This is a genomic window from Sphingomonas cannabina, from assembly GCF_021391395.1.
GTDB lineage: Bacteria > Pseudomonadota > Alphaproteobacteria > Sphingomonadales > Sphingomonadaceae > Sphingomonas > Sphingomonas cannabina.
This window is the reverse complement of the sequence record NZ_CP090059.1, coordinates 1,990,656-2,017,397: the sequence shown is the minus strand read 5'-3', so window position 1 is coordinate 2,017,397 and position 26,742 is coordinate 1,990,656. Positions and strand designations below refer to the sequence as shown.

The following is a 26,742-nucleotide window of genomic DNA, read 5'->3' as shown; positions in this document are numbered from 1 at the left end:
CTGGTCGTTCGTAGCAAAAGGGGCGTCAAAACGCGCGTTCCCTCTTGCGGCAGCTCCCGACTCGACATAGGATAATGTATGAGTAATGAGCGCCCCGAGAAGCGCTCTGGCAACCATCCAAGGGAGGGGAGAACACATGGCACTCAAGCCTCGCAATCTCGCATCGGTATCCATTCTGGCGCTGCTCGTCGCAGGCCCGGCCTATGCCCAGGCTCAGCCAAGCGACGCCGGAGCGGCACAGGATCAGGCCGCCGGCGGCACCACGGCCGATGACACCGGTGACCCCCAGCAGCAGGATATCGTCGTCACCGGCGTGCGCGCCTCGATCGTCGGCGCACTCAACCGCCGCCGCGACTCCACGCAGATCGTCGATGCGGTGGTGGCTGAGGACGTCGGCAAACTGCCCGACAATAACGTCGTCGAGGCGCTTCAGCGCATCACCGGCGTTCAGGTGACCGACCGCGCGAGCGGCGAGGCGGCGGGCATCCAGATCCGCGGCCTTCCCGATGCGCTGACCACGCTCAACGGCCGCAACATCTTCACCGCGGCCGGCCAGTCCTTCTCGCTCCAGGACGTCTCGGCGAACCTCATCAAGCGCGTCGACGTCTTCAAGACGCGTTCGGCGGACCAGATCGAGACCGGCCTCGCCGGCCAGGTCGACGTGGTGACGCGGCGGCCGTTCGACTTCGATGGTTTCGCCCTCTCCGCCCTGGCGCGCGGCATCTACGACCAGGAAGCCGACAAGGTGAACCCGAATGCCGCGCTGCTCGTCAGCAACCGCTGGGAGACCGGTATCGGCGACATCGGCATCCTGGTGAACGGCAGCTACACGCGCAGCAAATACCGGACGATGTCGACGACGGCGGGCGCGCTGGTGCCGTTCGCGACCGAGACCCCTGCCGCCGGCACCGGGCTGACGCCGCTGCAGCGCATTTTCCCCGCAGGCCGGAACCCGGTCACGGGCGACTATGTCGTGGCGCCGGGGTTGGGCGAATGGGACGTGGGGCTCGACCGCGGATTGCCGACCGAGGCCGGGTCGACAATGGTGGTGAACGGCGTCACCACCCCCTATTATCTCTCGCGCGACGCGGTGTTCAGCTCCGACCTGTACGGCAAGCGCGAGCGCCCATCCGCCAACATCGCGCTGCAATGGGCCCCGAACTCGAGCTCGGTCTATACCGCCGAAGCCTTCTACGCGGGCTTCCGCGGCGAGACGTTCAACAGCCTCCAGTTCAGCTTCGTCGATTTCTGGGCGAACCCGCAGTCGCCGACGCTTTACGACGGCACCAACATCGTCAAGTCGCGCGTCGCGAACAGCGTCTACGGCTTCAACAGCGGCGACTATACCCGGAACAAGACCGACAGCTTCGTCTATGCGCTGAACGGCAAGTGGGACCTCGGCCATCGCGGCAACATCGTCGCCGACGTCGCTTATCAGACCAGCACCTACAACACCTCGTTCATCGCGATGCGCACCGATCGGGTGGCGAACCAGATCACGGCGGACTTCAACGCCGGCGGCGGCATCCCGTCCTATCATTTCGATGACGATTCCCTGCTGACCGATCCCTCGGTCTGGAACGTCGCGCAGCTCTACGACAATGCGTCGCGCGACAAGGGCAGCGCGATCACCTTCACGCTCGACGGCAACTACACCTGGGATTCGGGCTTCCTCCGCCAGATCAAGGCCGGCTTCCGCTTCGACGACCGCAAAGCGTCGAACGCGGTGCGCACGCAGGACGCCGGCGTGCTGGGCCGTCCGCTGTCGAGCCTGCCGGAGGGCGCGACCTTCACCAACTCGGACTTCTTCGACGGCCGGGCCGACGTTCCGAGCAGCTGGGTGCTGGCGAACGGCTATTGGCTCTATGACAATGCCGACCAGGTCCGCGGGCTGTACGGCCTGAAGACATCCGACCAGCTTTCGCTGACCAAGACCTTCGACGTCGACGAGATCACGCTCGCCGCCTACATTCAGGCCGATGCGGAGGTGTCGATCTTCGGCCGCCCGCTGAAGCTCCAGGGGGGCGTGCGCTATGTCACCGTCGATACCGACGCGCACTTCTTCGATCGCTACAACAACGGCGCCGAATCCTCGTCTTCGCCGGGGTCGCAGCGTTTCCTGCCGAGCTTCACGGCACGTTATGAAATCACCGACAACCTGCGCATCCGCGCCAACTATGGCGAAACGCTGCGCCGGCCGAACTTCGGCGACATCAACCCGAATTATGCGCTGACGGGCGACCTCACCAACGTGGGCTACGGCAGCGGCACCGCCGGCACCGCAAACTTGCGGCCCACCCATTCGAAGAACTACGACGTGGCGATGGAATGGTACTTCGACCGCGACAGCGCCATCACCGTGACGGGCTTCCGGCGCGAGATCGACGGGCTGGTGGTTCCGGTCACCCAGCTCGAATATATCCCGAACAACGGCATCGTCGCGGGTGCGACCGATTATTTCGCGATCACCCGGCCGCTCAATGCATCGAACGGCGTGCTGAAGGGCGTGGAAATCGGCGTCACCTACTTCCCGCATTATCTGCCGAGCTTCCTCGACGGACTAGGTGTTCAGGGCAGCGTGACGGTGCTCGATTCGTCGCAAAACATCCCGCGCTACGACAATGGCGGCAACCTGATCGCGCAGGACCGTTCGTCCTTCTTCGGGGTCTCCGACCTCTCGTACAATGCGACGCTCGCCTATGATCACGGGCCGATCGGCGCGCGGCTGTCGTACGTCTACCGCAAGGAGTTCCTGGCCCGGAACGAGGCACGGCTGTTCGCCAATCCGATCGGCGTGTGGCGCCGTCCGGAACGGAGCCTCGATTTCCAGCTGACCGCCAAGCTCACCGACAGGCTGGGTCTGACCTTCGACGCGGTGAACCTGACGCGATCCAAGCAGCAGGAATATTACCGCTTCGCCGACGTCGGCAACGCCGATCAGTTCAACCTGGGCACCGTGCTGATCCCGCGGACCTTCGCGGTCGGGGTGCGCTACAGCTTCAACTGATCTGCCGCTAAGGCACGATAGCCTGCCCGCGCATTTCGGAGGACCGATGATCCCAAGACGTTCCGGTCCTCCGATCGCGACGGGGCTTGGCGCGGCGGTGCGTCGGCACCTCCGAGCCGGCCTGCTGGCCGCGGCATTGCTTACGGCGACAGCGCCGCCAGCAGCGGCGAGCAACGCCGAAGCGACACTGGCCGCCCGGTTCGGCAACGACGCCGAATGGTATCGGAACCGGATCCCGCTGTTCGAGTCCTCGGACCCGACGCTGGATGCGGTCTATTATTATCGCTGGCAGATCGTCCGCGCGCACCAGCGCGACATCGGCGCGCAGGGCTATATCACCACCGAGTTCCTCGACGACGTGTCGTGGCAGCGCGAGCCCTATGCCAGCCTCAATGACGCGACCGGCTTCCACCTCGGCGAGCTCAGGTGGATGCGCGACCGCCGGTTCGCCGCGGACTATGTCGACTATATGTACCGGGGCGGGAACGACCGCCATTTCTCCGACTATATGGCCGACGCGGTCTGGAGCCGCTACCTCGTCGACGGCGACCGCGCCGAGGCGCTGCGTCACCTGAGTGCCATGCGGCTGCTGTTCGGCGCCTGGGATGATCATCTCGATTTCACCAAGGGCCTCTACTGGATCGAGCCGCTGCTCGACGCGACCGAATACACCATATCGTCGATCGACGCCTCGGGCGGCAAGGACGGCTTCCGCGGCGGTGACGCGTTCCGGCCGTCGATCAACGCCTATATGTTCGCCAACGCCCGGGCGCTGTCGCAGCTGTCGATGCTCGCCGGCGACGAGGCCGCCGCGGCCGACTATGCGGCGCGCGCCGAGGCCATCAAGGCCCATGTCCAGCGCGACCTGTGGAACCCGGCGTTCGATCATTTCATCGACCGCTACAAAGTGTCCAACGACCACGTCCGCTACTGGGAGCCGATCCGCGGACGCGAGCTCGTCGGCTATGTGCCATGGGCGTTCGACCTGCCGGACGACGATCCTCGCTATGCCGCGGCGTGGCGCCACCTGCTCGATCCCGATCGGCTGGCGGGCCCGGCGGGGCTGCGCACGGTCGAGCCGAGCTATCCCCATTACATGCGCCAGTTCCGTTACGAGGGCACCGCGCCCGAGTGCCAGTGGAACGGCCCGGTCTGGCCCTTCCAGACGACGCAGGTCCTCGCCGGCATGATCAACCTGCTGGACCATTACAAGCAGTCGACGGTGACGCGGAACGACTTCCTGCGGCTGCTGCGGCAATATGCCAGGCTCCACTATCAGGGCGACCGCCTCGACCTCGAGGAGGATTATGATCCCGCGACCGGCAAGCCGATCGTCGGACTGGCGCGGAGCCATCATTATTTCCATTCGGGCTTCATCGACCTGATGATGACGGGCCTGGTCGGCATCCGCCCACGCGCCGACGACATGCTCGAGGTCAATCCGCTGATCCCCGCATCCGGCACGGATGGGCTGTCATGGTTCCGGGCCGAGGGCATCCCCTATCACGGCCGCACGCTGTCGGTGACCTGGGATGCGGACGGACGCCACTACGGCCGCGGCGCGGGGCTTCGGGTCGAGGCGGACGGCAAGGAAGTCGCGCGACGCGCGGACCTTGGACGGATCGTCGTCCCTCTTGCGCGAGTGGCCCCCTCCCCCATCGCGCGCCCGATCGACCGCGCCGTCCAGCTTGTCCGCGGCACCTTTCCCCGGCCGAGCGCCTCCAGCAATCCCGATCCGGAGGCGCTTCACGACGCGATCGACGGCCGGGTCTGGTTCTTCCCGGAGATGGCGAACGGTTGGACCTCCGCCGCGGACGACAAAAACCCATGGTTCGCGGTGGAGTTCGAACAACCGGTCGCGCTGTCGCGGGCGGAACTCGCCTTCTTCGCCGACGGCCGCAAGATCGCCGCGCCGGCCGTCGTTCGCCTGCAAAGCTGGGACGCGCAGGCCAACCGATGGGTTGACGTCGCCCGAACGACGGCCGTGGCGCCGAACGGCATCACGCACGTCCGATGGCGCGAAGTGCGGACCTCCCGGATTCGGGTGGCCTCCACCTCCGCGAACGGCCACCCGGTGCGCCTGGTCGAGCTGAAGCTGTTCTGAAAGCGACGGCGCCGGGAACGATCGACATTTGAGGAAAAGACTGACCTCTCAACCCTCCTCACCGTCACCCCGGACTCGTTCCGGGGTCCACCGGTAGAAGAACTGAACAAGAGGTTTGAAAGCAGCCCGCGAGGCTCAGTGGACCCCGGAACAAGTCCGGGGTGACGGTTGGAAACCGGGCTACGGAAGACCTGCAACCTCAAATGTCGATCCGTCCTAAGCCTCAGACGCCTCCGCTTGCGGCAGCGGCACCTCTCCCACCGCGGCGCCGAAATTGATCATGTCCGACATGAGCAGGGCAGCGCGTTCGGTCTCGCGCCGCGCGATCGTCTTGAGCAGGTCCTCGTGCCGGTTCACCGCCTCGGTCCGCAGCGAGGCATCCTCCAGCGGCAGCAGGAGCGTGGCGCAGACGAGCGCCGTCTCGATGACGGCGGCGAACGACCCCAGGACGAAATTCCCCGACGCCGCCGCGACCGCGCGGTGGAACCGCAGATCCGCCTGCGCGAACAGATGCCGGTCCCCCACCGCCTCGCGCATCAGCCGCACGCTCTCGGCCATCTCCGCCATGTCCGCGTGCGTCGCCCGCTCGGCAGCCAGCCGCGCGGCGAACGGCTCGACCGCGAGACGCGCTTCCCGCAACGTCTGCAGCAGCGCCGCATCGAGCCCGGTGTCGATCTTCCATGCCAGGACATCGGAATCGAAGAAGTTCCAGCTGTGGCGATCCCGGACGACCGTGCCGATCCGGGTCTTGGACTTCACCATCCCCTTGGCTTCGAGGATCTTCAGCGCCTCGCGCAGGACGGTCCTGGAAACCGAGAAACGGGCGAGAATATCCTCCTCGGCAGGCAGCTTCTGCCCCGGCGCGATCGTGCCCCTCAGGATGTCCATGCCAATCGCCCGGGCGACCTGCCCCGCAGCGGATCCGATGACGCCGCTCGATCCCCGCGCGGCCATGATGTCGGCGGTCGCGATGGCCGTATGCTTCCCCGCAGCGGTATCGTGGCGATCGTCGGCATCCGGCCCGGGCTGCCCCGTTTCGACGCTCCGCCGTTCGCTACTCCTGCCGGGCAGTCGATCGCGCAAAAGAAATCCCCCTTAAACCGAGCTGGCTTGGACGAGAGGTAAGCGGATATTGTCCGACACTCAAGGAGTTGGGCCTAGGTACCGCCACGAGAGATAAAGCCGCTGTTCAAATCCGGTGTTGACCCCGCACCGGCCATAATCGACCTGACGCCCTCCCCTGCTCGCTCATCATGCATTGCCATATGCACCGGCGCCCCTTAACGGCGAATGCGAATCAATCGCAATAAAAGGGGAATCAAATGCGGGTCGGACATCGCGGCTGGGCTTGGCGGGCTTCTCGGGCAGCGCTGATCGCTGCCGGGCTGCTTGCGTCACAGACTGCCCTGGCCGACGACGGCGAGCCAGGCGACGGCTCGGACCCGCAGGAGATCGTGGTCACCGGCCTGCGCGAACAGGGCATCGGATCGGGCACCAAGACCGACACGCCGCTCATCGAGACGCCGCAGACGATCACCGTCATCGATCAAGAGGAGCTGACGCGGCGCAACGCGCTGTCGATCAACCAGGCGCTCGGCTATGTCGCCGGCGTCGCGGCCAACCAGCGCGGCGGCACCGTCACCCGCTACGACCAGCTGCTGCTGCGCGGCTTCGCGCCGGGCATCTTCCTCGACGGGATGCGCCTGCTCGCCGGCCCCTATTCGATGCCGCAGACCGACTTCAACCGCATCGAGCAGATCGATATCGTCAAGGGGCCGGCCTCGGTCCTCTACGGCAACTCGACGCCAGGCGGTCTGGTCAACCTGACGAGCAAGACGCCGGAGGCCACGCCGTTCGGCCGTGTCGAGCTGCAGGCGGGCAACTACGGTTCGCTCCGCGCCGTCGCCGATCTCAACCAGCCGCTCGATGCGGACGGCAAGCTGCTGTTCCGCGTCGTCGGCGGCTGGCAGAAGGCCGACGGCTTCACCCGATACACCGAGAGCGAGCGCTATCACGTCAGCCCGATGCTGACCTTCGCACCGGGGCCGGACACCAGCCTGACCCTGATCGCCGTCTACCAGCACGCGCCGTCGGGCGGCGGCTATTCGGGCGTGCCCGCCTACGGCACGGTGCTGCCGAGCCCTGCGGGTCCGCTCGCGCTGCACATCAACACCGGCGACCCGGACTACGAGCGCTACAACCACAAGCAGAAGGCGATCACCGCGCTGTTCCGGCACGATTTCAGCGACCAGCTGTCGTTCCGGTCGAATTTCCGCTTCCAGAACAACACGCTGAGCTACCGCCAGATCTATGTCGCCGGCTATGCGACCACCGGCACGGGTGCCAACCGCAACACCGATTACTCGACCATCATCCGCGGCGGTGGCGGCGCGGACGAGGATTTCGACACGCTGACGCTCGACAACCACCTGAACGCGAAGTTCGCCACCGGGCCGGTGCGCCACAACGTGCTGGCCGGCATCGACTATCAGTATATCTCGGGCGAGAACTTCCAGCAGTTCAACACCGGGCAGACCTCGAACCCGCTCACCAGCATCCCGAACCTCAATCTCTATGCGCCGATCTATGGCGGTACGATGCCGAGCTTCGACCTGACCGTCCTCTCGCCCAGTTACGTGAACACCTACACCAAGCGCGACCAGGTCGGCCTGTACTTGCAGGACCAGATGGCGATCGGCCGGCTCCAGCTGATCGCGAGCGGGCGCTGGGACTGGTACGACCAGACCACGCTCAACAAGAAGATCGTCACCGGCACTCCCAACGCCGTGACCCGGCTGTCGCAGACCGCCTTCACGATGCGGCTGGGCGCGCTGTACGAGTTCGACTTCGGCCTCTCGCCCTATGTCAGCTATTCGGAATCGTTCGAGCCGCAGGCCGGGGCAGATTATCAGGGAACTCCCTTCGAACCGGTCACCGGCAAGATGTACGAGGCCGGGCTCAAGTTCCAGCCTAGGGGAGCCAAGGCACTCTTCACCCTCTCCGTCTATGATCTCAAGCGGCAGAAGGTGCCGGTCACCGATCCCCGCGCCGGGACCGGCGGCATTCCTTCCAATGCCCAAATCCAGATCGGCGAGGTGCGCGTGCGCGGCGTCGAGCTGGAAGGACGTGGCGAAGTCACCCCGGGCTTCGACGTCGTGCTAGCGGCGACCTACACCGACGCGATCATCACCCGAGGCACGCCGGCCGTCCCGCCGACCGCCACCGACAGCGGCACCCCGACCACCACCGGCACCCGCCAGCTCGGCACGCCCGAATGGCAAGCCTCGACCTTCCTATCCTATGATTTCGGCAAGGGCGGTTCCGCCGGCCCGATCGGCGGCCTCAGCGTCGGCGGCGGCGTGCGCTACGTCGGCGGCTCGGACGGGTCGACCAAATATGCGGTGATCAACGGCGTCACCACCTTCCAGGCCTTCACCACCGACAGCTTCACGCTGGTCGACGGCATGGTCGGCTACGACCTCGGCTACGCCAGCGAGGCCCTGCGCGGATGGAGCGTGGCGATCAACGCCGCCAATCTGCTCGACGAGCGCTATATCTCGGCCTGCCCCTTCTCCAACTCATGCTATTTCGGCGCGTCCCGCACCGTCATCGGATCGCTGAGATTCAAGTGGTGAGCCGTCGCGCCGGATGATGTCCAGGAAGTTCCGGCACTGCAGCGTCAGCGAATGCTCCGGAAGGTGCAGCAGCCACATCGTCGTGATCGCCGCGGGATCGGCGAGCGGACGATAGGCGAGCCGCGCCGACTGGAGCGCGCAGAGGGATTCGGCGAGCACGGTCACGCCGACCCCGGCGGCGGCGAGACCGAACAGCGTCGAGACTTCCCGCACCGTCTGCGCGATCACCGGCTCGACGCCGGCGTGGTCGAGCAGCTCCATGAGCTGGTCGGTGAAGCAGCTGCCGCCCTCGCGCGAGTAGAGCACCATCGGTTCGCCCGCGAGGTCCCGCAAACCCACCTCGTTGCGGCGGGCGAGCGGATGCTCCGGACGCATCGCCACGAACAAGCGCTCCTCGAGCAGCAGCGTGGCGGTGATCCGCGGGGACAGCGCCATCCGGTCCACGTTGCGCACGAAAACGACGTCCAGCGAATGATCCTCGAGCAACGCGGGCTGGGCGGTGCCGTGGACCTCGGTCAGCGCGAGGCGGATGTCCGGATAGCGGTTGCGGAACTCGACGATCGCGTTGGCGACCTTGGGGATGAACGGCGCCGAGGCGTTGAAGCCGACCGCGAGCTCCCCCAGTTCCCCCCGCGAGGCACGGCGCGCCACCTGCGCCGCACGGTCTGCCTGCGCCAGCGTCGCGCGGGCGGGCTCCAGGAACGCCTTGCCGGCGCTGGTCAGCTGGACAGTACGACTGGTCCGGTCGAACAGGCGCACGCCCAGCTCCTGCTCCAGCGCGCCGATCTGCTGGCTGAGCGGCGGCTGCGAGATACCGACGCGCTGCGCCGCGCGCGCAAAGTGCAGCTCCTCCGCGACGGCCAGGAAATAGCGAAGGTGTCTCAGCTCCATGATTAATATGAGTTAGCTATCGATCATGCCGTAAACAATATTGGACGGCGATGTTGCACTGCGCAATGGGCGCTTTTCCAGTCCGGCGCGCGGCCGGAAACCTAGGAGTCCGCTGGTGCAACACCCATCGCGGGTTCGGGCGAGCCTCCGCTGCCCGGCCGGAATTCGGAGTCGGCAGCCTTGATCGGGATCGTCCGCACCGCGCTCGCGCGCCCGCTCACCTTCATCGTGATGGCGATCCTGATCGTGCTGCTGGGCGTGCTCGCCGCGATCCGCACGCCGGTCGACATCTTCCCCGACATTCGCGTGCCGGTGATCGCCACCGCCTGGAACTATGCCGGCCTCTCGCCCGACGAGATGTCGGGCCGCATCATCACGCCGTTCGAGCGCGTGCTCACCACCACCGTCAACGACATCGACCATATCGAGAGCCAGTCGATGCAGGGCATCGGCGTGGTGAAGATCTATTTCCAGCCCGGCGCCGACATCCGCACCGCGACCGCCCAGGTCACCTCGGTGTCGCAGACGGTGCTCAGGCAGCTGCCGCCGGGCGTCACGCCGCCGCTGATCCTCAACTACAACGCCTCGACCGTGCCGATCGTCCAGCTCGCGCTGTCGGGCAAGGGCATGTCGGAGGGGCAGCTCTTCGATCTCGCGCAGAACCAGATCCGCACCAACCTGGTCACCATCCCCGGTGCCGCCGTCCCCTACCCCTCCGGCGGCCGTCAGCGGCAGATCCAGATCGACCTCGACCCGCAGGCGCTGCAGTCCAAGGGCCTGTCGGCGCAGGACGTCGGCCAGGCGATCGCCGCGCAGAACCAGATCAACCCGGCCGGCTTCGCCAAGATCGGCGGCTATCAGTACAGCGTGAAGCTCAACAACGCGCCGGGATCGGTCGAGGAGCTCAACAACCTGCCGGTCAAGGTCGTGAACGGCGCGACCATCTACATGCGCGACGTCGCCCACGTCCGCGACGGATCGGCGCCGCAGACCAACGTCGTCCATGTCGACGGCTCACGGTCGGTGCTGATGACGATCCTCAAGAACGGCGCCACCTCGACGCTGGCGATCGTCCAGGGCGTCAAGGACGCGCTGCCCAAGCTCCAGGAGACTTTGCCCGAGGCGCTGAAGATCGTGCCGATCGGCGACCAGTCGATCTTCGTGAAGGCCGCGGTCGAGGGCGTGATCAAGGAAGGCGCGATCGCCGCCGCACTGACCTCGCTGATGATCCTCATGTTCCTCGGCTCGTGGCGCTCGACGGTGATCATCGCCGTCTCGATCCCGCTCGCGATCCTGGCGGCGATCCTGGCGCTGTCGGGGACCGGCAACACGCTCAACATCATGACGCTCGGCGGGCTCAGCCTCGCGGTCGGCATCCTCGTCGACGACGCCACCGTCACCATCGAGAACATCAACTGGCACCTCGAGCAGGGCAAGCCGGTGCGCCAGGCTATCCTCGACGGCGCGGCGCAGATCGTGACGCCAGCGTTCGTCTCGCTGCTGTGCATCTGCATCGTGTTCGTGCCGATGTTCTTCCTGCCCGGCGTCGCCGGCTTCCTGTTCGTGCCGCTGGCGCTGGCGGTGGTGTTCGCGATGATCGCCTCGTTCATCCTCTCGCGCACGCTGGTGCCGACGATGGCGATGTACCTGCTGAAGCCGCACGCGCCCGGGCACATCCACGAGGCCGGTAGCCCCGGCTCGCGCAATCCGCTGGTGCGCTTCCAGCGCGGCTTCGAGCATCGCTTCGAGCAGGTCCGCACCGGCTATGGCGAGCTGCTCGAAAAGGCGCTGAGGGTGCCCAAGCCCTTCGTGATCGGCTTCCTCGCCGTGGTCGCGGCCTCGTTCCTGCTGGTGCCGTTCCTGGGGCAGAACTTCTTCCCCTCGGTCGACGCCGGATCGATCGCGATCCACGTCCGCGCGCCGGTCGGATCGCGCATCGAGGAGACCTCGGCCCAGTTCGACCGCATCGCCCAGCGCATCCGCACGATCATCCCGCGCGAGGAGCTGGTATCGCTGGTCGACAACATCGGCCTGCCGGTGAGCTCGATCAACACGGTCTACAACAACTCGGGCACGGTCGGCCCGCAGGACGGCGACATCCTGATCCAGCTGTCCGAGGACCACGCCCCGACCGCCGGCTATGTGCAGAAGCTGCGCGAGGAGCTGCCCAAGGCCTTCCCCGGCACCCAATTCGCCTTCCTGCCCGCCGACATCACGAGCCAGATCCTGAACTTCGGCTCCCCTGCCCCGATCGACATCCAGATCGCCGGCCGCGACGTGAACGCGAACGCCGCCTTCGCCCGCAAGATCCTGCGCCGCATTTCGTCGATCCCCGGCGTCGCCGACGCGCGTATCCAGCAGTCGTCGCGCTATCCGCAGCTCGACGTCAACGTCGACCGCAGCCGTATCGGTCAGCTCGGCCTGACCGAGCGCGACGTGACGACCAGCCTCGCGAGCTCGCTCGCCGGCACCCAGCAGACCGCGCCGGTCTTCTTCCTCAACCCGGAGAACGGCGTGTCCTATGCGGTGGTCGCGCAGACGCCCGAGTACAAGGTGGGATCGGTCGGCGATCTCTCCAACATCCCGGTGACCGGGGCCGGCAACGCCAGCGGCCAGGTGCTCGGCGGCATCGGCACGATCCAGCGCAGCAACGCCTCGGCGGTGGTCTCCCACTACAACATCGCGCCGGTGATCGACATCTTCGCGACCCCCAACGGCCGCGACCTCGGCGCCGTCGCCGGCGACATCAACAAGGTGCTCGACGACTTGAAGGCCGAGACGCCGAAGGGCGTCACCGTCACCATGCGCGGCCAGTACGCGACGATGAACAGCGCCTTCTCCGGCCTCGCCTTCGGCCTGATCGGCGCGATCGTGCTCATCTACCTGCTGATCGTCGTCAACTTCCAGAGCTGGCTCGACCCGTTCGTGATCATCACCGCGCTGCCGGGGGCGATCGCCGGGATCATCTGGATGCTGTTCACCACCGGCACCACGCTGTCCGTGCCGGCGCTCACCGGCGCGATCATGTGCATGGGCGTCGCCACCGCCAACTCGATCCTGGTCGTCAGCTTCGCGCGCGAGCGGCTGGCCGAGCTCGGCGACGCCACCAAGGCGGCGCTGGAGGCGGGTCTCGTCCGCTTCCGCCCGGTGCTGATGACCGCGCTGGCGATGATCATCGGCATGCTGCCGATGGCGATGGGTTTCGGCGAGGGCGGCGAGCAGAACGCCCCGCTCGGCCGCGCGGTGATCGGCGGCCTCGTCGTCGCCACCTTCGCCACGCTGATGTTCGTCCCCGTCATCTTCAGCCTCGCGCATCGCCGCAAGGCCGCCGCCCCGGGCGGCGAACCGACCCAATTGGAGGAAGCCCATGCCTGAGCCCGGCAACAACAGCCGGCTGAAGCTCGCCGGCGGCATCGCCGCGCTGGCGGCCGTCGCGGTGGTCGGCGGCGGCATCTACAGCCGCGTCCAGTCGAAGGAGACGCTGGCGAACTGGACCGAGGCGCAGGCGATCCCCAGCGTCACGTTGATCCGGCCCACGCCGATCGCGGCCAGCGACGCGCTGACGCTGCCCGCCAACCTCCAGGCGCTCAACAGCGCGCCGATCTATGCCCGCACCACCGGCTATGTCCGCCGCTGGCTGGTCGACCTCGGCGACCCGGTCCGTCGGGGCCAGCTGCTCGCCATCCTCGACGCGCCCGAGGTCGAGCAGCAGCTCGCCGCCGCGCGCGCCGACCTCCAGACCGCACGCGCCAACCAGCAGCTCGCAAGCACCACCGCGCAGCGCTGGAGCACGATGCTCGCCAAGGACGCGGTATCGAAGCAGGAGACCGACGAGAAGCTCGGCGACCTCGCCGCCAAGACCGCCGTCACCAACGCCGCCCGCGCCAACGTCGCGCGCCTGCAGGCGCTGACCGGCTTCACCCGCCTGGTCGCGCCGTTCGACGGCGTGGTGACAAGCCGCTCGGCGGAGATCGGCGCACTCGTCACCGCGGGCAACGCCTCTGCGGCGCCGCTGTTCACCGTCGCCGACGTCGGCCGGATGCGCGCCTATGTGCGGGTGCCGCAGCTCTATTCGGCGCAGATCCACCCCGGCATGGCGGTGAAGCTCACTCTGCCCGAATATGCCGGCCGCAGCTTCGACGCGACGCTGACCCGCACGGCGGGCGCGGTCGATCCGGCCTCCGGCACGGTACTGGTCGAGCTGCAGGCGCCCAACGGCGACCGCGCACTCAAGCCCGGCGCCTATGCCCAGGCGAGCTTCCCGCTGCGCGGCGCCGGCAATACCGTCACGCTGCCGCCGAGCGCGCTCATCATCGGCGAGAAGGGCACACAGGTCGCCCTGCTCGGCCCCAACGGCCGGGCGGTACTGCGGACCGTGACGCTCGGCCATGATCAGGGCAAGGTGGTGGAGATCACCGCCGGCCTGTCGCCCAACGATCGCGTGATCGACAACCCGCCGGACTCGCTCCAGACCGGCGACCCGGTGCGCCCGATCGCTCCCGAGAAGGGCAAGGCCGATGCCGCGAAATAGGGCGGCGTTATTGCTGGGCGGTGTCCTGTTACTCGCCGGTTGCGCCACGGCGCCGCGCTACGAGCGCCCGGCCGTCACTACTGCCGCCGCCTACAAGGAGCTCGGGCCGTGGCAGCTCGCCGGCAGCAACGTGCCCACGCCGGGGAAATGGTGGGAACTGTTCGGCGATCCGACCCTCAACGGCCTGGAGGAACGGGTCGAGGCCGGCAACCCGGGCCTTGCCGCCGCAGCCGCCCGCTACGAGCAGGCGCGCGCGCTCGTCCGCGGCGCCAAGGCGGATCGTTTCCCCCAGGTCGATGTCGGTGGCGATGCCGGGCGCAGCCGCGTCTCGGCCGGCCGCCCACTGTCGCCGGGAAATGCCGCCACCTACAACGACTTCGAGGTGGGAGCTTCGCTTTCCTATGAGCTCGACCTGTTCGGCCGCGTCCGCAATTCGGTGCGGGCGCGCGAGGCCGATGCGCAGGCCAGTCAGGCGGACATGGCCGCGGTCCGCCTCGGCCTGCAGGCGCAGCTCGCCGCCACCTATTTCGACCTGCGCGGGCTCGACGCGCGCATCGTGCTGCTGCGCGAGACGGTCGCCGCCTTCCAGCGCGCGTTCGAGCTGACCGACACGCGCCATTCCGGCGGCATCGCCTCCGGCCTCGACGTCAGCCGCGCCCAGAGTCAGCTCGCCAGCGCCAAGGCCGAGCTCGACGCGGTCGTCGCCCAGCGCGCCCGCGACGAGCATGCGATCGCCACGCTGATCGGCGAGTCGCCGTCGAGCTTCACGCTCGCCGTCGCCGACGCACAGCCGGCGCCGCCCGCCATCCCCGCCGGCCTGCCCTCGACCCTGCTGGAGCGCCGCCCGGACATCGCCGCCGCCGAGCGCCGCGTCGCCGCCGCCAACGCGGAGATCGGCGTCGCGCGCGCGGCGCTGTTCCCCAGCGTCACGCTGGGCGCCGCCGGCGGGTTCGAGGCGACCGGCGGCAATCTCCTGAGCGCTTCGAACAGCTTCTGGGCACTGGGGCCGCTCTCGGCCGCGCTGGCGATCTTCGACGGCGGCAAGCGCCGCGCGAACGTCCGCCTGACCCGCGCCCAATATGACGAGGCGGCCGCCAACTACCGCGAGACGGTGCTGACCGCCTTCCGCGAGGTCGAGGACGACCTCGCCACCGCCCGCCAGCTGCAGTCGCAGGAACGCAACCAGCGCGACGCGGTCGCCGCCGCCGAGCGCACCCGCGAACTCGCGCTCACCCGCTACCGCGACGGCGCCTCCGACTATCTCGAGGTGGTCACCGCCCAGACCGCCGCGCTCGACGCCGAGCGCGCGCTGCTGCAGCTTCGCACCGAACAGCTGCGGGTCGCGGTCGATACCGTCCGGGCGCTCGGCGGCGGGCCGGCAGCACCTCGTCCATAGGAGCCAATAAGGCGGGCGTCGACTATGCCCCAATTGCCAACGTTCGAGGATACGTTATGCTGCCAACATGCGCATCCCTTGGTTCCGCAAATGGGTGATGTTCAGCTACATTCCGATAAGCTGGCAGGGATGGGCGGTCGTTTTAGGCATGCTCCTCATCGCTGCTCCGTCCGCTGTATTCTCTTTTATACTGGCAGAGCGTGCCCCAGTTGCGAGTTGGGTTTGCGCAGCGCTCTTTATCTGCACAGCTGTCGTCGGGCATGCGATCGTGCTTTCGAAGCTTCAACGGACCTACGATAGCTAAAATTATCCATTTTCGTTATTTCCGATTAAACAGCTCGCGCTCTAATTCTCCGCCGCGATCAGGTTGAGCGCCACATCCATCGCCGTGGTGGCGGACGCATCCCCCGGCATGTCGCCGGCATAGGCGGCGATCACCAGCGTCTGTCCGCTGGCGGCGGTCATGTAGCCCGCAAGCGCATTGGCCTGGTTGAGCGTGCCCGTCTTGGCGAACACCTTCCCCTCCAGCGGCGTGCCCTTGAAGCGCTTCGCCAGCGTGCCGTCGACGCCGCCGATCGGCAGCGTGCTGCGGAATGCCGCGCCCCATGGCTGCGCGGCGATCCAGCGCATCAGCGCGGCGCTCGCGCGCGGGGTCACGCGGTTGTAGGTCGACATCCCCGATCCGTCGGAAAAGTCATAGGCCCAGCGCGGCACGCCTGCGCTTTCCAGCATCGCCTCCACCGCCGCCTGGCCGTCGGCGATCGAGCCGCTGCCCCTGAGCCGCGCGATCCGGCGCAGCAGCAGCTCGGCGTGAAGGTTCTGGCTGACCTTGTTGGTGTGGGTGAGGTCCTCGATCAGCGGCGGCGGGGTGAGCTTGAGCAGCGGCGTCGTCGCCGGGGCCATCGCCGCCGGAGCCCCCGCCCGCACCTTGGGATCGTCGGCGGGCGTGAGCGGGCGGTGACGGACGTCCACCCGCCCCTTCACCTTCACCCCGCGCTCGACCAGCAGCGCCTTCAGCCGCCACGCCGCGAAGTCCGCGGGATCGTCGATGCCGACGGCGAGCTCGACCGGCGTCGCATCCGCGGCAATGGTGCCGCCGATGCGGAGCTCTCGGCTGTTGGGCATGCGGAAGAGCCGCAGCGCGGTCTTGCCGCCCGCCACCGTCGTCACCTGATTGTCGATCGCGTAGTAGGGAAGCGCCTCGACCGTGGCGGCACCCCCCGCCTTCCCCGGCCGCACGGTGATCGCCAGTTCATTGTCGTCGACGGTCAGCGCGGAGATGCCGGTTCCGTAGCGGCTCTGGATGTTGTTCCAGCCCATGCCCGGGCTCCAGCGCTCGTCGGGATAGTCGCTGTCGTCGCCGATCACGTCGTCGACCCTGCGGGTCTTGGCGGCGACGGCGTCCGCCAGCGTCGCCAGGCAGTCGACGGTACAGCCGGCCTTGCTCGACAGGCGCGCGTCGCCATGGCCCTCGAGGATCACGTCGTCGCCGTCCAGCCGCACCGCCGCGCCGCCCACCGTGTCGGGCCGGGTCAGGTCCGGGATGTTCGCGAACACCGCGGCGGTCGTATAGACCTTGGTATTGGACGCGGGCACGAAGCGGTCGTCGGGCGACAGCGCGACGATCTCCCGCCCGTCCAGCGTCGTCACCACCAGCCCGAAGCGTGCGCCTGGCCCCTGGATCTGGCGCAGCGTCGCCGCGACGCGCTCGGCCAGCGGCGCCTTGTCGGCCGCCGGCGCCGGCGCGGCAGCCAGCATCAGCGCCAGGGCGAGGCTAGCGGTCGTTCGGCGCACGATAGACGTCCTCATCCAATTCCCCCTCCCAGCGCGCCACCGTCGTAGCCACGGTGAGGTTGGCGCTGGCGCTCGGCACGGTGCGGGTCATGTCGAGCAGCCGGTCGAACGGCAGCACGAAGCCGACCACCAGCGCGGTCTGCTCCGGCGCGACGCCGACCGCGGACAGCACCGCCGCCAGCATGAACAGCGAGGCGGACGGGACCGGCGCCGTCCCGAACGCCGCCAGCGCGCCGGTCAGCAGCACGGTCGCATAGACGAGCGGCGTCATCGGCACCGCGAAGGCCTGCAGCGCGAACAGGCTGAGCAGGCCGACGTACATCGCCGTCCCGTCCTTGCCGATGCTGGCGCCCAAGGGCAGCACGGTCGAATAGACCGCCCGCCCGACGCCGAGATTGTCGCCGGCGACGCGCATCGCCACCGGTAACGTAGCCCCGCTCGACGCGGTCGAGAAGGCGACCACCAGCGCATCGATGATGCCACGGAAGAACGGCAGCACCGGCAGCCGCGCCAGCAGCCGCAGGATCAGGCTGTGCACCACGATCATCTGGATCAGCGAGCCCAGCACCACCGCCAGCGCCAACCAGCCGATGTTGACGAACACCGCCGCACCATTGGCCGCGACGGCATTGGCGATCAGCGCGAACACGCCGAACGGCGTCGCCTCCATCACCAGCCCGACGATCCGCAGCAGCACCGCCGACAGCGACTGGAGCAGGTTCGCGAACGGCTTCCCCGCCTCCCCCGCCAGCACGGTGCCGACCCCGGTCAGGATCGCGACGAAGATCAGCGCGAGCATGTCGCCCTTGGCGAGCGCCTCGACGATGTTGAGCGGGACGATGCCGATCAGCTGCTCATAGGGGGTGACCGCCGGCCCCAGCGCATGGGCGGTGGCGGTGCCGAGCGGCGCGCCGACGCCCGGCCGGATCACGCTCGCGACCAGCATCCCCACCGACACCGCGACGAAGGTGGTGAGCGCGAACAACCCGACCGTGCGCCCGCCGAGGCTCCCCAGCCGCTTGGGGTCCGCGAGCGTGGTGATGCCCGACGCGATGGTGACGAGCACGATCGGCGCCACCAGCATCCGGATTGCACGGACGAACAGCTCGCCCATGAAGGCAACCGACGGCGCCGCCTCCGGCCAGGCAAAAGCCAGCAGCAGTCCCAGCGCGACGCCGCCAAGCACGCGCTTCCACAAGGCGATGGCGAACCAGGCGCGGATCATGGCAGCTCTGGCCACTGGTCACCCTCACCCTTCCCATCGCTATCGCGATGGGCCCCTTCCCTCTCCCATTGGGAGAGGGAGGGAGGCGCGAAGCGCCGGAAGGGTGAGGGTGACGTATCCGAAATCAGGAGCAACTGCCCTTCGGCGGCACATGCGCCAGCGCCCGCCCGGCGGCAACGCCGGTCGGCCGGCCATTGTCGACGGCGATCCGCCCGTTCACCACCACCGTCCGCACGCCCTCCGCGAACTGCTCGGGCTGCTCATAAGTCGCGCGCTCGCGATAGGTCTTCGGATCGAACACCACGACATCGGCGAACGCACCCGCACGCAGATGCCCCCTGCCCTTCAATCCGAAGGTATCCGCCGTCAGCGCCGAGCTGCGCTCGATGAACGCGCGCAGCGTGATGACATGGTCCTGCTGCACATATTTCGCATATTTCCGCGCGAAGCTGCCGTAGACGCGCGGATGGCCGGTCGAGGCGTCGGAGCCGGTCATCACCCAGGGCTGGCGCATGAAGGCGGCGATGTCGGCCTCGCTCTGATTGAACGAGGCGACGGCCGGGTCCTTCATCCGGATAATCGCGATCGCCGCGGCCACGGGATCGAGCTTCATCCGCGCCGCCACCTGCGACAGGCGGTGTCCCTTCTCCGGCCCGTCGGTGATCAGCAGCATGTCCGCCCCGCCGCGCTTGCGCAGGTTCTCGGCCATGTCCTGCAGCAGCCGGTCCTTGAGCGAAGCATCGTCGAACCGCTGGAGCAGCGCCGGCCGACCGCCGTCCTGCGCCCACAGCGGCACCAGCGAGGCGACCAGGCTCGTGCCCGAGGCGGACCAGGGATATTGGTTGGCGGTCACCTGCTGACCCGCCCGGCGCGCCGCCTCGACCTTGGCGATGATGACCGGCGCCTTGCCCTGCACGTCGACGCCGAGCGCCTTGATGTGGCTGATGTGGACCGGCATCCCGGCCTCGCGGCCGATCGTGATCGCCTCGTCGACCGCGGCTTCCAGCCCGACGGTATAGCTCGATTCGTCGCGGATATGGCTGTCGTAGATGCCGCCCCGCACCGCCGCCTCGCGGGCGAGCTCCACCACCTCCTTGGTCGTGGAGAAGCTCTGCGGCGCATAGAACAGCCCGGTCGAGAAGCCGATCGCCCCCTGGCACATCGCCGAGGCGACCAGGTCCTTCATCTTCTGGAGCTCGGTATCGGTCGGCGCGCGGCGGGCCTCGCCGATCACCGTCTCGCGCACCGCCCCGAAGCCGACGAAGGTAGCGTAATTGATCCCGACCGGCTTGGTCTTCGGCCAGGCGAGCGTCGCCGCCACGTCGGGGCTGCCGCCCCCGTCGTTGCCGATGAAGGCGGTGGTGACGCCCTGCATCAGGAACGGCAGCACCAGCCGCTCCCGGGCGTCGTCGGACGCGAGCGCCTTGGCATGGGTGTGCGGATCGATGAAGCCCGGCGCGACGATCATGCCCTTGGCGTCGATCGTCCGCTTCGCCGCCAGCTTGATATGCGGCCCCACCTCGACGATCCGGTCTCCGGCGATGGCGACGTCGCCGGTGAACGGCGCCGCATCGCCGGTGAAGACGGTGCCGCCACGGATGATCAGATCGGCCTCGACCGGCGCCGGCGCGGCACCGACCATCGTCGCCAGCAGCACGCCCGCCGCCGCGATCCGCGCCATCCCCCGCCTGTCGAACCCCGAGCCCAGCATGGCCGCGATCCTTCCGGACCGCCCCGCGCCGGTCAAGCCGGCGTCACCGATCATTTCGCACCCGGCCGATAACTCCGGGTTATGTGCCCCTTGAGCTCCTCCGGATAGAAATAGACCGGCCGCAGGTCGCCGGCCGCATAGCGCTTCGCCTGGTCGGTGAAATGCGGCGACCCCGGATCGCCGCTTTCCCCGCCCGCCGACACTGCCCAGGCGCGCACCTTCGGCCCGAACTCGACGATCGCGACGAAGCTGTTGCCGCTGGTGCCGTACCAGCGCCGCGTGCCGGGATAGGCGCGCGCTCCGAACGAGGCGAGGCTCCCCCAGCGCGCCGAGGCGAAGGGTACGGGAATGCTGGGCCTGGCGTCGTCGAAGGTCTGGACGATCGCCCCGTCATTGCGCTGGAAGCGATTGATCTCTCCCCACGGCACGCGCCAGCCGCCCCATTCGCGCTGCATCCGCTCGACCGCGCGATCGAGCGCCGCCAGCCGCTCGGCGGGCGTGAGCCGGTCGCGCATCCATTCATAGACATTGGCCCGCACCGGCGTCGCGGCACGGAGCGCGACCGCATAAAGCTCCTCGCCCCAGAAATTGGCGAGCGTCGTCGCCTCGGAGCGCTCCGACCAGCGCGCGTCCCAGTCCTTCAGCAGCGCCACGGGCCCCGCGAGCCGGCCGCGCCCGGGGTCGCCCGCCGGCAGCGCCTCCCACGCCGCCACCAGCTTCGGCACCATTATCGCGAAGCCCGGCATCCACGGGTCATAGGCGATCCGCTCCAGTCCCTCCGGCGTCAGCGCCTTCGCCCGCTCCAGCAGCGCCGTCGCATGGTCGCCGCGGAAATTGATGCCCGCATGGTCCATGTAGCGCGGGAAATCCGCCGCGCGCGGGCTGTCGGCACCGGCCGCACGCCAGGGCGCATCATTGGAGTTGTAGAGCCATCCGCCAGCCGGATCGCGCACCTCCGGCAGCTTCGAGAGCGGGGTCAGACCCCGCCAGTCCGTCGCCGGATCGCTGCCGTCGACCGGTCCGCGATAGTCGAACCGATCGTCGCGCACCGGTACGAACTGCGGGTGCAGCAGCGCGACATGGCCGTCGGCGTCGGCATAGACGGTGTTGTTCGACGAGTTCGCCTGCAGCGCCGCCACCTCGAGATAGCCCGCGAAATCGCGCGCCCTGGTCCTGAGCCAGCTCTGCTCGAGCGCCGGCACCGGCTTGTTCATCATCGCGAACGCGATCCACTTGCCGCCCTCCGCGCGGACGATCGGCCCATGATGGGTGGCATAGGTGGTGAAGCTGCGCCGCGCCATGCCGCCGTCAGGCCGGCGCCAGGCGATCGTCACCGCCTTTTCCGTCACTTGGCGCAGCATCTTGCCATGGTGATAGAGGTAACGATCGCCGTCCTTCTCGATCGCCTCGGCGAACTCGTCGACCGCATCGACGCCGCTCGACGTGTGCATCCAGCCGAGCCGCTCGTTGAAGCCCTGGTAGAGAAAGAACTGCCCCCAGGTCGACGCGCCATAGGCGTGCAGCCCCTCGTCGCTCGCCATCCCGAGCTCGGAGCGGAAGAAGAAGCTGGTGTGCGGGTTGATCAGCAGCAGCGCGTGGCCGTCGCGGGTCAGCTTGGGCGCGATGGCGATGCCGTTGGAGCCGCTCGGCTCGTCGCTGTGCGGGCGCTCCAGCAGCGCGACCTTGGGCGGGGCGCCGTAGAATTCGGCGAGCTTCCTGAGATCCGCCCGCTCGATGTCGCCGCCGATGCTGCCTTCGGTGAAGGACAGCGCCATCCACGGCTCGAACCGGGTGAGCACGCGCGGCTTCGCCTCGGGATGCGTCGCCAGGTAGAAGTTGAGCCCGCCGGCCCATGCATCCATCAGCGCGCGGAGCCAGGCGGGACTCTTCGCGTAATCCGCCTTCAGCGCCTCCGGATCGACATAGAGCCGCTGGCGCAGGTCCTGCCAGATCGCCGCCTCCCCCTCCGCCTCGGCGGTGCGGCCGAGCGCGGTCAGCAGGTTCATCTCGACCCGCGGGAAATCGTCCTCCGCCTGGGCATAGATCGCGCCGAACACCGCATCCGCGTCGCTCCGCCCATGGACATGGGCGATACCCCAATCGTCGCGCGCGATCGTGACCCGCGCGGCCTGGGCACGCCACTCCGCCAGCTCGCCCGGCCGTGTGGCGCTCGTCGCGAGCAGGGCAAGCGCCGCGACGGCGACGCGCCTCGAACGGGTCATCGGCGATCCTCGAGCCTTGGAAGAGCCACGGCGAGCCGCCGCAGCGCCTCGTCGAGCGTCGCATCCTCCTTGGCGAAGCACAGCCGGACGAGATGCGCGACCGGCGCCTCGGCATAGAAGGCGGAGATCGGGATGCCCGCCACGCCGGCCCCCTCCAGCATCCATTCGCAGAAGGCGCGGTCGTCCATCGCGATGCCCGAGGCGGCAAGGTCGATCGACAGGAAATAGGTGGCCGCACTGTGCGTCGTGACGAGCCCCAGCCCGGCCAGCCCCTTCGCCAACCGATCGCGCGAGCGCTGGAAGCCGGCGCTCGCCGCCTCGATCCAGCCGCCATGATGCGCGAGCCCCTCCGCCACCGCCCATTGCAGGTTGGGAGGCGTGGTGAAGGTCAGGAACTGGTGCGCCCGCGACAGCCCCCGCGCCAGCGCCGGTGCCGCGCACATCCAGCCGACCTTCCAGCCGGTCAGCGCGAAGATCTTGCCTGCCGAACCGATCTTGACCGTCCGCTCGCGCATCCCCGGAAAGCCGAGCAGCGGCCGGTGCCGGGCGCCGTCGAACACGACATGCTCCCACACCTCGTCGCACACAGCGATCACGTCGTGCGCGACGCAGAAGCGGGCGATCACCGCCAGCTCCTCCTCGCCCATCGCGGTACCGAGCGGATTGACCGGGTTGTTGAGGATCAGGAGACGCGTGCGCGGGCCCGCCGCCGCTTCCAGCATCGCCTCGCTCACCTGCCACTCGGGCGGCTCCAGCCGGATCAGCCGCGGCACCCCGCCCGCGCGCTCGACCAGCGGCAGATAGGCGTCGTAGAGCGGCTGGATCAGCAGCACTTCGTCGCCCGGCGTCACCAGCGCCAGGATCGCCGCCGCCAGCGCTTCGGTGGCGCCGGAGGTGACGATCACCTCCTCGGGCGCGAGATCGAGGTCCTGATGGCGCCGATAATGATCGGCGACCGCCTGCCGCAGCTCGGCAAGCCCCAGCATCGGCGGATATTGGTTCGACCGCTCGGTCAGCGCCGCCGCAGCCGCGCGCAGCACCGGCTCGGGCCCGGGGCCGTCGGGAAAGCCCTGCCCCAGGTTGACCGCCCCGCTCGCCCGCGCCCGCGCCGACATCTCCTCGAAGATCGTGGTGCCGAGCGCGGCATAGACGGGGTTCATGAAACGCCTTCCCGAAAGAAAATCGAGCCGGATGCCTAGCAACTCGTCATTGCCCGGGAAACCGCCGCCGCGCTATTGGCATGTCCATGCCCGAACCCCTGCCCGCCGACGTGACTCCCCTCGACCAGATGAGCGCCGTGACAGCCCTGATCGCCGTCGGCGAGCGCTTCGACCGGCGCGGCCTCGCCGCCGCCACCTCCGGCAACCATTCGGTGCGGCTGTCGGACGGCAGCATCGCGATCACCCGCTCGGGCCGGCACAAGGGGCGCCTGACGCCCTCCGACTTCATGCGCGTCAACGCCGCCGGCACCGCCATCGACGAGGGCCGCCCCTCGGCCGAGACCGGGCTGCACCTGATGCTCTACCGGCTGTTTCCGGCGACCGGCGCGGTGCTGCACTGGCATTCGCCCAACGCCGTCGGCCTCAGCCGCGCCGAGCCGCGCGCCGGCCGCTGGGCGTTCGAGGGCCAGGAGATGCTGAAGGCCTTCCCCGGCATCACCACGCACGAGACGCGGCGCAGCCTGCCGGTGGTCGACAACAGCCAGGACATGGCAGTGATCGCCGCGGCGGTCGCGCCGGCGCTTACCGAGCGCGACACGCTGCCGGTCTTCATGATCCGCAGCCACGGCCTCTATGCCTGGGGCAAGGATGTCGAAGAGGCCGAGCGCATCGCCGAGGCGATCGAATGGCTGATCGCCGCCGATCTCGCCGAGCGCAGCTTCCGCATGAGGATATAAGCCATGACCCGCCTTCGCCGCTACGACGAGCAGGACGGCGCCTCGCCCGAGCTCGATACCGAGGATCCTGCGGTCATCGCTGACGCGCTGGCGACGATCGGCGCGCGCTTCGAACGCTGGCCGCTGCGCGCGGTCGCCACGGATGCGAGCGACGCCGATGTGCTCGCCACCTATGCGCCGGAGATCGACCGGCTGCGCGCGGAAGGCGGCTATCAGTCGGTCGACATCGTCCGGATGCGGCCCGACCACCCCGACCGCGCGGCGCTCCGCACCAAGTTCCTCGACGAGCACCGCCATTCGGAGGACGAGGTGCGCTTCTTCGTCGAGGGCGAAGGACTGTTCACGCTGCACGAGGGCGGCAAGGTCCATGCGCTGCTGTGCACGGCCGGCGACCTCATCTCGGTGCCGGCGGGGATGCGCCACTGGTTCGACATGGGGCCCGCGCCGCGCTTCGCCGCGATCCGGCTGTTCATCAACTCGGACGGCTGGGTGGCGCAGATGACCGGCGACGACATCGCCAGCCATTTCCCGCGCCACGAGCCGGTCGCGGCGTGACCCATCTTCCCCGCGCCGTGCTCCTCGACGTCGAGGGCACGACCAGCAGCATCGCCTTCGTCGCCGACGTGCTGTTTCCCTATGCCCGCACGCATCTCGCCGATTTCGTCGCGCGGCATCCGGCGGAGACGGCCCCGCTGCTGAACCAGGTGCGCGCCGAAGCGCCGGAAGACGACCCGATCGCCACGCTGCTCCGCTGGATCGACGAGGACCGCAAGGCCACGCCGCTCAAGACGCTGCAGGGAATGATCTGGGCGGAGGGCTATGCCGACGGCACGCTCAAGGGCCATGTCTATCCCGACACGGTCGAGGCGCTGCGGCGCTGGCGCGAGGCCGGCATCGCCGTGCACATCTATTCGTCGGGCTCGGTCGCCGCGCAGAAGCAGCTGTTCGCGCACAGCATCGCCGGCGACCTCACGCCGCTTCTGTCGGGCCATTTCGACACGCACGTCGGCGCCAAGCGCGAGCCGGGGTCCTATCGCGCGATCGCCGACGCGCTGGGTCTGGCGCCGGGGGGCATATTGTTCGTCTCCGACGTCGCGGCCGAGACCGATGCGGCGCGCGAGGCCGGTTTCGCGGCGCTGCTGATCGACCGCGACAGCGACGCAGGGGACGTCGCCAGCCTGGCCGAGGTGCTGCCATGATCCTGGAAGGCCGCCCCACCCGCTCGATCGCGCGCACCGGCGACGGGCGCGGCGTGCGCATCCTCGACCAGCGGCTGCTGCCGTGGGAAATCCGCTGGGTCGAGCTCAACAGCGCCGACGAAGCCGCGCGCGCGATCCGCGAAATGTGGACCCGCGGCGCGCCGATGATCGGCGCCACCGCCGCCTATGGCCTGGCGATGGCGCTGGCCGAGGATGGGAGCGACGCCGCGCTCGATGCCGCCCATGCGATGCTGCTCGCCACGCGCCCGACCGCGGTCAACCTGCGCTGGGCGCTCGACCAGGTGGCGGCGACGGTGCGTCCGCTCCCGCCGGCCGCCCGTGCCGAGGCCGCCTTCGCCCGCGCCGACGCGATCTGCGACGAGGACGCCGCGCTGTGCCGCGCGATCGGCGAGCACGGGCTGGAGCTGCTGAGGACGCTGCACGCCCGCAACCCCGACCGGCCGCTCAACATCCTCACCCATTGCAACGCGGGCTGGCTGGCGACGGTCGACTATGGCACCGCCACCGCGCCGATCTACCTCGCCCACGATGCCGGCATCCCGCTCCACGTCTGGGTCGACGAGACGCGGCCGCGCAACCAGGGTGCGCTGCTCACCGCCTTCGAGCTCGCCAACCACGGCGTGCCGCACAGCGTGATCGCCGACAATGCGGGCGGGCTGCTGATGATGCGCGGCCAGGTCGATGCGGTGATCGTCGGCACCGACCGCGTCACCGCCAACGGCGACGTGTGCAACAAGATCGGCACCTACCTCAAGGCACTGGCGGCGCACGATACCGGCGTACCCTTCTACGTCGCGCTGCCCTACACCACTTTCGATCCCTCGACCCCGAGCGGCGACGCGGTGCCGATCGAGGAGCGCGACGGCGACGAGCTGGCGCTGCTCACCGGCCCCGACGGCGACGGCACGCTCGCAACGGTGCGCGTCACCGCGTCGCCGGCGCGCAACCCGGCGTTCGACATTACGCCGGCCCGGCTCGTCACCGGTTACATCACCGAGCGCGGCGTGCTGGACAGGATCGGCTAAAGCCGGTCAGGATGAAGTCGAATCGCGCGCAATGAAGCGCGAGTGCCGGTCGGCAGCGGGGGATAAGAAATAATGGTTCCTGTA

17 protein-coding genes are annotated in these 26,742 nt (G+C 68.6%); 10 read left to right on the top strand and 7 right to left on the bottom strand.

What is annotated here, in order from left to right:
* Window positions 1–136: 136 nt before the first annotated feature.
* Together LZK98_RS09655 and LZK98_RS09650 are read left to right on the top strand one after the other, a co-directional pair.
* Window positions 137–3,007 (top strand): TonB-dependent receptor, encoded by a 2,871-nt coding sequence (locus LZK98_RS09655; protein ID WP_233786326.1) that lies wholly within the window; start codon window positions 137–139, stop codon window positions 3,005–3,007.
* A gap of 97 nt (window positions 3,008–3,104) precedes the next feature.
* Window positions 3,105–5,111 (top strand): MGH1-like glycoside hydrolase domain-containing protein, encoded by a 2,007-nt coding sequence (locus LZK98_RS09650; RefSeq protein ID WP_233786325.1) that lies wholly within the window; start codon window positions 3,105–3,107, stop codon window positions 5,109–5,111.
* Window positions 5,112–5,327: 216 nt separating this feature from the next.
* Here the strand turns inward: LZK98_RS09650 and LZK98_RS09645 are convergent, their stop codons facing one another.
* Complete coding sequence (locus LZK98_RS09645) at window positions 5,328–6,194, bottom strand: FadR/GntR family transcriptional regulator (RefSeq protein WP_233786324.1); 867 nt, start codon at window positions 6,192–6,194, stop codon at window positions 5,328–5,330.
* A gap of 239 nt (window positions 6,195–6,433) precedes the next feature.
* Between LZK98_RS09645 and LZK98_RS09640 the strand changes: the two genes are divergently transcribed.
* The gene (locus LZK98_RS09640) at window positions 6,434–8,746 is read left to right on the top strand and encodes a TonB-dependent siderophore receptor (RefSeq protein ID WP_233786323.1); all 2,313 of its coding nucleotides are present in this window, start codon (window positions 6,434–6,436) and stop codon (window positions 8,744–8,746) included.
* Here LZK98_RS09640 and LZK98_RS09635 read toward each other — a convergent pair.
* Window positions 8,690–9,637 carry a LysR family transcriptional regulator gene (locus LZK98_RS09635; RefSeq protein ID WP_233786322.1) on the bottom strand — a complete coding sequence of 316 codons (948 nt, stop codon included), beginning with the start codon at window positions 9,635–9,637 and terminating at the stop codon, window positions 8,690–8,692. The two genes, LZK98_RS09640 and LZK98_RS09635, sit on opposite strands and share 57 nt — an antisense overlap.
* A gap of 180 nt (window positions 9,638–9,817) precedes the next feature.
* On the opposite strand from LZK98_RS09635, the gene LZK98_RS09630 reads away from it, so the two are divergent.
* The 3 genes from LZK98_RS09630 to LZK98_RS09620 are packed head-to-tail and all read left to right on the top strand — an operon-like array spanning window position 9,818 to window position 15,564.
* Window positions 9,818–13,012: an efflux RND transporter permease subunit gene (locus LZK98_RS09630; protein WP_233786321.1), complete on the top strand. Its 3,195-nt coding sequence runs from the start codon at window positions 9,818–9,820 to the stop codon at window positions 13,010–13,012.
* Window positions 13,005–14,168, top strand: a complete 1,164-nt coding sequence (locus LZK98_RS09625; protein ID WP_233786320.1) for an efflux RND transporter periplasmic adaptor subunit — start codon at window positions 13,005–13,007, stop codon at window positions 14,166–14,168. Before LZK98_RS09630 ends, LZK98_RS09625 begins: the two co-directional genes overlap by 8 nt.
* On the top strand, window positions 14,155–15,564 hold the full coding sequence (locus LZK98_RS09620) for an efflux transporter outer membrane subunit (protein ID WP_233786319.1): 1,410 nt from the start codon (window positions 14,155–14,157) through the stop codon (window positions 15,562–15,564). Before LZK98_RS09625 ends, LZK98_RS09620 begins: the two co-directional genes overlap by 14 nt.
* A 345-nt stretch (window positions 15,565–15,909) precedes the next feature.
* Here the strand turns inward: LZK98_RS09620 and dacB are convergent, their stop codons facing one another.
* The 5 genes from dacB to LZK98_RS09595 form a co-directional block, all read right to left on the bottom strand.
* Window positions 15,910–17,358: a D-alanyl-D-alanine carboxypeptidase/D-alanyl-D-alanine endopeptidase gene (gene dacB / locus LZK98_RS09615; protein ID WP_233786318.1), complete on the bottom strand. Its 1,449-nt coding sequence runs from the start codon at window positions 17,356–17,358 to the stop codon at window positions 15,910–15,912.
* Window positions 17,339–18,598, bottom strand: a complete 1,260-nt coding sequence (locus LZK98_RS09610; protein ID WP_319937553.1) for a dicarboxylate/amino acid:cation symporter — start codon at window positions 18,596–18,598, stop codon at window positions 17,339–17,341. Before LZK98_RS09610 ends, dacB begins: the two co-directional genes overlap by 20 nt.
* Window positions 18,599–18,707: 109 nt before the next feature.
* Window positions 18,708–20,294 carry an N-acyl-D-amino-acid deacylase family protein gene (locus LZK98_RS09605; protein WP_233786317.1) on the bottom strand — a complete coding sequence of 529 codons (1,587 nt, stop codon included), beginning with the start codon at window positions 20,292–20,294 and terminating at the stop codon, window positions 18,708–18,710.
* Window positions 20,295–20,344: 50 nt separating this feature from the next.
* Window positions 20,345–22,516, bottom strand: a complete 2,172-nt coding sequence (locus tag LZK98_RS09600; protein ID WP_233786316.1) for a penicillin acylase family protein — start codon at window positions 22,514–22,516, stop codon at window positions 20,345–20,347.
* Window positions 22,513–23,676, bottom strand: a complete 1,164-nt coding sequence (locus tag LZK98_RS09595; protein WP_233786315.1) for an aminotransferase — start codon at window positions 23,674–23,676, stop codon at window positions 22,513–22,515. Before LZK98_RS09595 ends, LZK98_RS09600 begins: the two co-directional genes overlap by 4 nt.
* An 86-nt stretch (window positions 23,677–23,762) precedes the next feature.
* Here LZK98_RS09595 and mtnB point away from each other — a divergent pair, with 86 nt between their 5' ends.
* From mtnB to mtnA, 4 genes are read left to right on the top strand one after another with little or no spacing between them, the layout of a single operon-like run.
* Window positions 23,763–24,413 carry a methylthioribulose 1-phosphate dehydratase gene (gene mtnB, locus LZK98_RS09590; RefSeq protein ID WP_233786314.1) on the top strand — a complete coding sequence of 217 codons (651 nt, stop codon included), beginning with the start codon at window positions 23,763–23,765 and terminating at the stop codon, window positions 24,411–24,413.
* Between the two features lie 3 nt (window positions 24,414–24,416).
* Window positions 24,417–24,968 (top strand): 1,2-dihydroxy-3-keto-5-methylthiopentene dioxygenase, encoded by a 552-nt coding sequence (locus LZK98_RS09585; RefSeq protein WP_233786313.1) that lies wholly within the window; start codon window positions 24,417–24,419, stop codon window positions 24,966–24,968.
* Window positions 24,965–25,612: an acireductone synthase gene (mtnC, locus tag LZK98_RS09580; RefSeq protein ID WP_233786312.1), complete on the top strand. Its 648-nt coding sequence runs from the start codon at window positions 24,965–24,967 to the stop codon at window positions 25,610–25,612. Before LZK98_RS09585 ends, mtnC begins: the two co-directional genes overlap by 4 nt.
* Entirely contained in the window at window positions 25,609–26,658 is a 1,050-nt protein-coding gene (mtnA, locus tag LZK98_RS09575) for an S-methyl-5-thioribose-1-phosphate isomerase (RefSeq protein ID WP_233786311.1), read from the top strand. The genes mtnC and mtnA overlap by 4 nt, the downstream gene beginning before the upstream one ends.
* Window positions 26,659–26,742 lie beyond the last annotated feature (84 nt).